The organism is Fusobacterium sp. (assembly GCF_032477075.1).
Classification (GTDB): Bacteria; Fusobacteriota; Fusobacteriia; order Fusobacteriales; family Fusobacteriaceae; genus Fusobacterium_A.
Genome location: NZ_JAWDXO010000041.1, coordinates 20,696 through 27,454, shown reverse-complemented (window position 1 = coordinate 27,454; position 6,759 = coordinate 20,696). Strand labels below are relative to the sequence as shown.

Annotated in this window: 8 protein-coding genes; 3 read left to right on the top strand and 5 right to left on the bottom strand. The window is 27.2% G+C overall.

From position 1 onward, the window contains the following. Positions 1-107: 107 nt before the first annotated feature. Entirely contained in the window at positions 108-1,004 is an 897-nt protein-coding gene (hutG, locus tag E6771_RS13760) for a formimidoylglutamase (protein WP_316091914.1), read from the bottom strand. A 220-nt stretch (positions 1,005-1,224) separates the two neighbouring features. Between hutG and E6771_RS13755 the strand changes: the two genes are divergently transcribed. Beyond that, on the top strand, positions 1,225-1,908 hold the full coding sequence (locus E6771_RS13755; protein ID WP_316091913.1) for a TetR family transcriptional regulator: 684 nt from the start codon (positions 1,225-1,227) through the stop codon (positions 1,906-1,908). Between the two features lie 282 nt (positions 1,909-2,190). Here E6771_RS13755 and E6771_RS13750 read toward each other — a convergent pair whose 3' ends face one another. Further along, entirely contained in the window at positions 2,191-3,615 is a 1,425-nt protein-coding gene (locus E6771_RS13750; protein WP_316091912.1) for a leucyl aminopeptidase, read from the bottom strand. A gap of 129 nt (positions 3,616-3,744) precedes the next feature. On the opposite strand from E6771_RS13750, the gene E6771_RS13745 reads away from it, so the two are divergent. Both E6771_RS13745 and E6771_RS13740 read left to right on the top strand, forming a co-directional pair. Then, positions 3,745-4,215, top strand: a complete 471-nt coding sequence (locus tag E6771_RS13745) for a toxin-antitoxin system YwqK family antitoxin (protein WP_316091911.1) — start codon at positions 3,745-3,747, stop codon at positions 4,213-4,215. Between the two features lie 119 nt (positions 4,216-4,334). Further along, positions 4,335-4,655, top strand: a complete 321-nt coding sequence (locus E6771_RS13740) for an STAS-like domain-containing protein (protein WP_005976596.1) — start codon at positions 4,335-4,337, stop codon at positions 4,653-4,655. A gap of 69 nt (positions 4,656-4,724) precedes the next feature. Here E6771_RS13740 and E6771_RS13735 read toward each other — a convergent pair whose 3' ends face one another. The 3 genes from E6771_RS13735 to E6771_RS13725 form a co-directional block, all read right to left on the bottom strand. Beyond that, complete coding sequence (locus tag E6771_RS13735) at positions 4,725-5,231, bottom strand: HAD-IIIA family hydrolase (protein ID WP_316091910.1); 507 nt, start codon at positions 5,229-5,231, stop codon at positions 4,725-4,727. A 73-nt stretch (positions 5,232-5,304) separates the two neighbouring features. Next, positions 5,305-5,565 (bottom strand): 30S ribosomal protein S20, encoded by a 261-nt coding sequence (gene rpsT, locus E6771_RS13730; RefSeq protein ID WP_005951467.1) that lies wholly within the window; start codon positions 5,563-5,565, stop codon positions 5,305-5,307. A 306-nt stretch (positions 5,566-5,871) separates the two neighbouring features. Then, positions 5,872-6,552, bottom strand: a complete 681-nt coding sequence (locus tag E6771_RS13725; RefSeq protein ID WP_316091909.1) for a phosphoribosylaminoimidazolesuccinocarboxamide synthase — start codon at positions 6,550-6,552, stop codon at positions 5,872-5,874. Positions 6,553-6,759: the final 207 nt, after the last annotated feature.

Here is a 6,759-nt window from a genome sequence, read left to right as displayed (position 1 = left end):
TTGTGATACTCTTTTTTAGGATAGAAATTTTCTAAAAGCACTTTTTATACCTTTTCAACTTTTCAGAGCTAGTTTTCATTTTAAATTAACAGATTCTTTATATTTTATCATTTTTTTAAATTATTCATAACATCATATATAAGACTTCCTGCAAGTTTTGCTGTTCTGTTATCTATATCATATTCTGGATTTACTTCTGCAAAATCTACACATACAACCTTTCCACTCTCCATAATTTCTCTCAAAATTCTTTTTCCTTTTTTAGGTTCAAGTCCCATTATTGTTGGAGCTGAAACCCCTAGTGCATCAGAAGCATTAAAGACATCCATACAAAAAGTTACATAAACAATATCTGTATCAGCAAGGTATTTTTTTAATTCATCATTTATAAATTTTTCATCATTTTCTTCATCTAAAATTAATACATTATAATTTTTAGCTGTATCAATCAGTCTCTTTGTATTTCCTTGTTTTTTAAAACCAACTATTGAATATTTCACATTTTCATCAATATCTAATATCTGCTTAAATGAAGTACCTGAACTAGCTCCATTTTCATAAGGTCGCATATCTAAATGAGTATCAAAATTTACAATCCCTATTTTTTTATCTGGATAAGCTTTTCTAATTCCATTGTAAGAAGCAAAAACTATATCATGTCCCCCACCTAATCCTACGGGAAAAATTTCTTTTTTTATAACATTATAAATTTTTGTTGAATATTCTTTTTGCGCCTCTTCTAAAATTTTATTTTTTAAATTTTGATAATCATAAATTTTTAAATTTTCAATTATGGGAAATGACTGTATAGCCTTTCTTATTGCATTAGGTCCTTTTTCAGCACCTATTCTTCCTTGATTTCTCCTTATTCCATCATCTGTATCATATCCTATAAAGCAAACTCCAAATCCTTCTTCTATATTTTCAAAAGATTTTACAATCTGCCAAATTCTCAAATCAATATCTTCATCACTATCAAATCTCCCATTCCACAAGTCTTTCATAATTAAAAATCTCCTTTCCTTCCCTTTTGTAAGTAACACAGTGTTACTTAGTTGTTTTATAATAACACAGATTTTTCTTTATTTCAAGGATAAACATGATTTTTTAACATTTATATTATATAAAAAATATACTGTTCGTATTGATAACAAACATATTTTTTAAAATATAAAATATATGTTATAATTATAATGAAATTTAAAATACTTTAAGGAGTGCAAAATGGATTTTGAAAGAGTAAAGACAGAGGAACAAAGAAAAATTAGAATTCAAGAAATAAAAGATGCTGCTATCAAGCTATTTGATACTCATGATTTTTATGAAATTACTTTAGCAGACATTGCTAAAGGAACCAATTTCACAAGAGGAAATCTTTATAAATATATTTCTTCTAAAGAAGAAATATACTTGTTAATTATAATAGACGAATTTAACAAATTATTAATTGAGCTGAAAATAAAATTGAATAGAGATTTTTCAAAAAAAACTGATGAATTTTCTGAAATATTAGCCAAAGAAATAGAGAGGCAAGAGAGGTTTTTAAAACTGTTTTCAATTTTATATACTAATCTTGAAAAAAATGCTTCTGAAGAAAAGCTTATAGAATTTAAAGAAGAATTTAACTCTTGTCAAATTAGATTCATAAAAATTATAAAAAGAACATTTCCAAGTTTGGAAGATGTTCAAATAAGAAAATTTTGGGAAATACTGAGTTGCTTTATAATTGGTTTCTATCCTCTTGTTTCTCCAAATGCTGTTCAAAAAGAAGCTTTAAAAAAAGCTAAAATAGGTTATTATCCTCCTAATTTTAAAAAAGTTTTAAAGGAACAGATAATTTCTTCATTGAGAAATGTTATTTACCATTCTGGAGAAAAGGTTTCATCTATTCCATACAGATTAATATAATGTACATTTTTTACTTCAATTTTATTAGTTTAAAACTATTAAACAAATAAAAGAAAAAGGAAGATACAAAACAGGATTTTTCCTTCTTGTCTCTTCCTTTAACTTTTTAAACCATAAATGAAATCTTATAAACCATCATTAGTGTAATGACAATCATAAGCTGCAATGAATAACTATTCTCCATTCTTTCCTCCAAAGTTCCCACAATATATTATATATTTTATTTTATATTAGATATTTTTCTTATTATATCACATTTATCTTTTATTGGTAAATACTTTTTTATCCTTTTATATATGAATATAAAGTTCTGACTACTTGTCCAGTTGCACCTTTTTTAAAATACTTTCCATTTTTTTCACTAAATGCTGTTCCAGCTATATCTAAGTGCATCCAAGTTTTTTCTTCTACAAATTCCTCTAAAAATTTAGCTGCTGTGATAGATCCAGCTAATCTTCCAGCGCTATTTTTTAGGTCTGCTACATCTGACTTTATTATATCTCTATATTCTTCAAAAATTGGCATCTGCCAATATTTTTCTCCCCAATATTTACCAGCAGCTTCTAATTTTTTGTAATTTTCATCTGAATTTGAAAATACTCCAGTTACATTATCCCCTAAAGCTACCATTATTGCTCCAGTTAAAGTAGCCACATCTATTATTTCATCTATATTTTCTTTTCTTATTATGTATGTTAAAGCATCAGCTAAAGTAAGCCGTCCTTCTGCATCTGTATTTGTTATTTCTATAGTTTTACCATTCATACTTCCTATTATATCACCAGGTCTGTATGCATTTGATCCTATTGCGTTTTCACAAGCAGCAACCACTGCTGTAACATTTTTTTTGATTTTCATTTTACCAAGAGCACACATAGTCCCTATTACAGTAGCTGCACCACCCATGTCTGATTTCATATCCAACATACTTGATGTAGGTTTTAAAGAAAGTCCTCCTGTATCATAAGTAAGCCCTTTTCCTACTAAACCTATTCTTTCTTCACTTTCAATATCTCCTTTGTATCTCATCACTATAACTTTTGGTCTGTTAACAGAAGCTTTTCCTACTGCAAAAAATGCTTTCATTTCCAACTTTTCTGCTTCCTTTTCCTCTAGTATTTCTACTTCAAATCCAAATTCTCTTCCTAATTTCTCTGTTTCTTCTGCCAGTTTTTCTGGAGTTATTACACAAGCAGGTTCATTTATTAAATCCCTTACTATATTCATTATCTTTCCTAATTCTTTACTTTCAATAACAGTAATATCATTTTTTTCCTTAAAGTAATGTATGTTTAATTTTTTATCCTTTTTTTCACTCATATATTTATCAAATTTATAATCTATATGTTCTGCTACTTCCCCAATTATTTCTATATCTATTAAATCCTCATCTTCACTTCCTATAAGGATATCTCCAGTTATATCTTTCAAACCTTTATATATTACTTCTCTCATAATATCCCTATTTATATTTTCTTTTTTTCCTGTTCCTAAAAATAATATCGTTATTAAAGATTCCCCTTCTAAAAATGAAACTTCTAATTTTTCCCCTTTTTTTCCTGTGAAAGAATTTTTTTCCATCATTTTTTCTATAAATATTTTATTTTTATCAGAAATATATTCACAAAATCTAACTTTATCTTCGCTGACAAGAGAAACTGTCTTAGAATATATTTTCTCTATTTTTTCTATTATGTTTAAACTCATTTTTATACCTCCATTTCATTAAATTAATCCTCTTTCTTTTAGTTTATCACTTTATTTTTTTTATTTCAATGTAAATATCTATTGATTTTTTTTTAAAACACGGTAAAATAAAATAGTAGGTGATTGAAAATGAAGAAAATTTTAATTTTATCAATATTTTTAGCAATATCTTTAATTAGCTTGTCCGCTCCTAATACAGCAGATGCTTCAAGAATGAGAGAAGAGAATGGTGTTACATATTATTTTAACGAAGATACTCCTTTTACAGGAAAAGTAGTAGATAAAAAAGATAGAAACTACTACACTGATGGTAAACCTGATGGTAAATGGGTAACTTTTTTTCCAAATGGCGCCCTTAAATCCATAGAAAATTGGAAAAACGGAAAATTAAATGGAAAATATGTTATCTATCAAGAAAATGGTTTAAAAGTTATGCAGACTTCTTATGTTAATGGAAGTGATAATGGAGACTATTTTCTTTATCATGAAAATGGTAATCTTCAAGTAAGAGGATATTTTAAAAATGGTGTTCCTACTAGTACCTGGAAATATTATCATCCAGATGGTAAATTAAAGGGAAGAGCTGTTTACCCAGATTAAAACAAACGTACTATTTTGTAGTAAAATGTGAATTTTTTTAGTTTGACTTTTTTATAATTTCTATATATAATATAAGTGAGGAAGGATTTATTATAATAATAACAAAGGAGGGTTCTATCATGAATCTTGTATTAAGCAAAATTTTTGAAACTTCTGTCCTTGTATCTCCTAAGAAAGCTCTACAATTATGTTCTATGGTTGCTAGGAAAATAAAAAAAGGAGATAGTGTTGTTATAGACTTCAATGGTATAAAAGCTACCACATTAGCTTTTCTTTATGTTCTTTTTTCTAATATAGTAAAAGAATGTGGTAAAGATGTAAAAAGCCTTATATCAGTTGAAAATGCCTCTAAGGAGCTAAAAGAAGAATTCAAATACTTAAAACAAAACTACAAAGAACTTTGTGAAAAATTCTCGCACTTGGATGTTATAACAGCTTAAAAATAAACTTAAAGATATTAAAAAACAGAACTCCACATTGAGTTCTGTTTTTATTTATATTAATCTTTTTTATTTTCCTTCATTAAGATATTTTTCTATTATTTTTTCCCAAATATTATTTTCTTTCATTATTTTTTCAAAAAATTCTCTCACAGCTCCATCTCCGCCATTTTTTGAAGAAACAAAATTTACTCTATCCAAAACTTCTTTTACTGCATTTTTAGGAGCTGCTGATATTCCCACAATAGACATCACTCCTAAGTCATTTATATCATCACCCATATAAGCAGTTTCTTCAGGCAATATTTTATATTTATCTAATATTTTTTTTAATTCAGCTACTTTATTTCCAGCTCCTTGTACTAATTCCTGTATTCCTAATTCTTCTGTTCTTCGCTTAACTATTATGGAAGTCTTTCCAGTGATAATGGCAGTAATCCCTCCATGTTTTATCCATTGAGCTATTGCAAATCCATCTTTTACATCGAATGCCTTTAAACTATTATCCTTATCATCCATATAGAGCTTGCCATCAGTTAATGTTCCATCTACATCTAATACTATTAATTTTATCATTCTTTGCTCCTTCTGAATATTTTTTAAAGAAAAAAGGATATCCACATCTGGATACCCTCAAACATACTAAAACCTATAGTGCGTTTACTTTAGCAGCTAATCTTGCTTTCTTTCTAGATGCTGTATTTTTCTTCATGATTCCTTTGCTTACTGCTTTATCTAACTCTTTATAAGCTACTGATAAAGCTGTTTTTGAAGCTTCTAAATCTTTAGTATCTACAGTTGTTAAAACTTTTTTAGTCATAGTTTTAACTCTAGATTTTACTGCTTGATTTCTTTCTCTGTTTCTCTCTGCTACTAATATTCTCTTTTTAGCTGATCTTGAATGTGCCAAATTAAAAACCTCCTAGAAATTTTAAAAATTATATTTTTCCATAAGATGATATCATAAATTAAACAAAATGTCAACCTAGTGATGACAAGAAGTAATTTTAATTTGTTTAAGTTAAGCTACAAAAGAGACACTTCTTCTTGTACAATGGACCATCATTATTCTATCATATTCTCTTAAAAAATAAAAGTAGATTTTTAATTTTTTGGAATAAATCCGTTAAAATAAAAAATATATTATAGGTTCTCTTTCTAATTACTTAAGTTGATTTCTTTATTCTCATAATATTTATTTGAATTATATAAAATTCTATGCAAATACCATTTCTGTTAAATCCATAGGATCAACTATTTTTCCAGCTTTATATACACGCATATTTCCAGAAGCTATTTCATCTATGAGTATAACTTCCCCATCTTTATCTATTCCAAATTCAAATTTAATATCATAAAGTTCAAGGTCTTTTTCAGCTAATCTATCTTTTACTATTGTGGAAATAAGCTGTGTTTTTTCTTTCATTGAATCATACTGTGCTGGGGTCATTACATTAAGGACTACTAATCCATCTTTAGTTACAAGAGGATCTCCTAAAGCATCATTTTTAAATGTAGTCTCCACATAAGCAGGTAAGTCTCCACCTTCTGCTATATATTCCTTATAACGACGATAGAAGCTTCCTACAGCTTTAAAACGACATATCACTTCAAGACCTTTTCCAAATGGTTTTGCTGGTACTACCTCCATAGTTCCTTTTTCTACATCAGCAGAAATATAATGAGTTTTTACTCCTGATTTATTTAATATCTCAAAAAAGTAAACTGACATCTTTAAGTTAGCTTTTCCTATTCCTTCTATTTTTAATCCAACTGAGTTTTCACCTGGATCAAATACTCCATCTTTCCCTGTACAATCATCTTTAAATTCAAGCAGGAAATTTCCATTTTCTAATTTGTAGACATCTTTAGTCTTTCCTTGATAAACTTTTTCCATCTAATTCCTCCATACTATAAATTAATAAATTTCTAGTTTAGCAACATATTTATAGATAATAATATTCTTTAAAATAAGTATAGTATATTTCTAAAAAAAATCAAAGTATTTTTTTATATTTCTAAAAAAAAATATTTTATTTTCATTATAAAACTATTATAAAAGAGACTGATATATTAATCAGCCTCTAATCTAAGTTTTTGTTCA

Bases quoted from the DNA above. Each gene is read 5' to 3' on its own strand.
- E6771_RS13745 (WP_316091911.1), top strand. From the start codon at position 3,745: ATGAAGAAAATTTTAATTTTATCAATATTTTTAGCAATATCTTTAATT.
- hutG (WP_316091914.1), bottom strand. From the start codon at position 1,004: ATGAAAGACTTGTGGAATGGGAGATTTGATAGTGATGAAGATATTGAT.
- E6771_RS13735 (WP_316091910.1), bottom strand. From the start codon at position 5,231: ATGATAAAATTAATAGTATTAGATGTAGATGGAACATTAACTGATGGC.
- E6771_RS13740 (WP_005976596.1), top strand. From the start codon at position 4,335: ATGAATCTTGTATTAAGCAAAATTTTTGAAACTTCTGTCCTTGTATCT.
- E6771_RS13755 (WP_316091913.1), top strand. From the start codon at position 1,225: ATGGATTTTGAAAGAGTAAAGACAGAGGAACAAAGAAAAATTAGAATT.
- E6771_RS13725 (WP_316091909.1), bottom strand. From the start codon at position 6,552: ATGGAAAAAGTTTATCAAGGAAAGACTAAAGATGTCTACAAATTAGAA.
- E6771_RS13750 (WP_316091912.1), bottom strand. From the start codon at position 3,615: ATGAGTTTAAACATAATAGAAAAAATAGAGAAAATATATTCTAAGACA.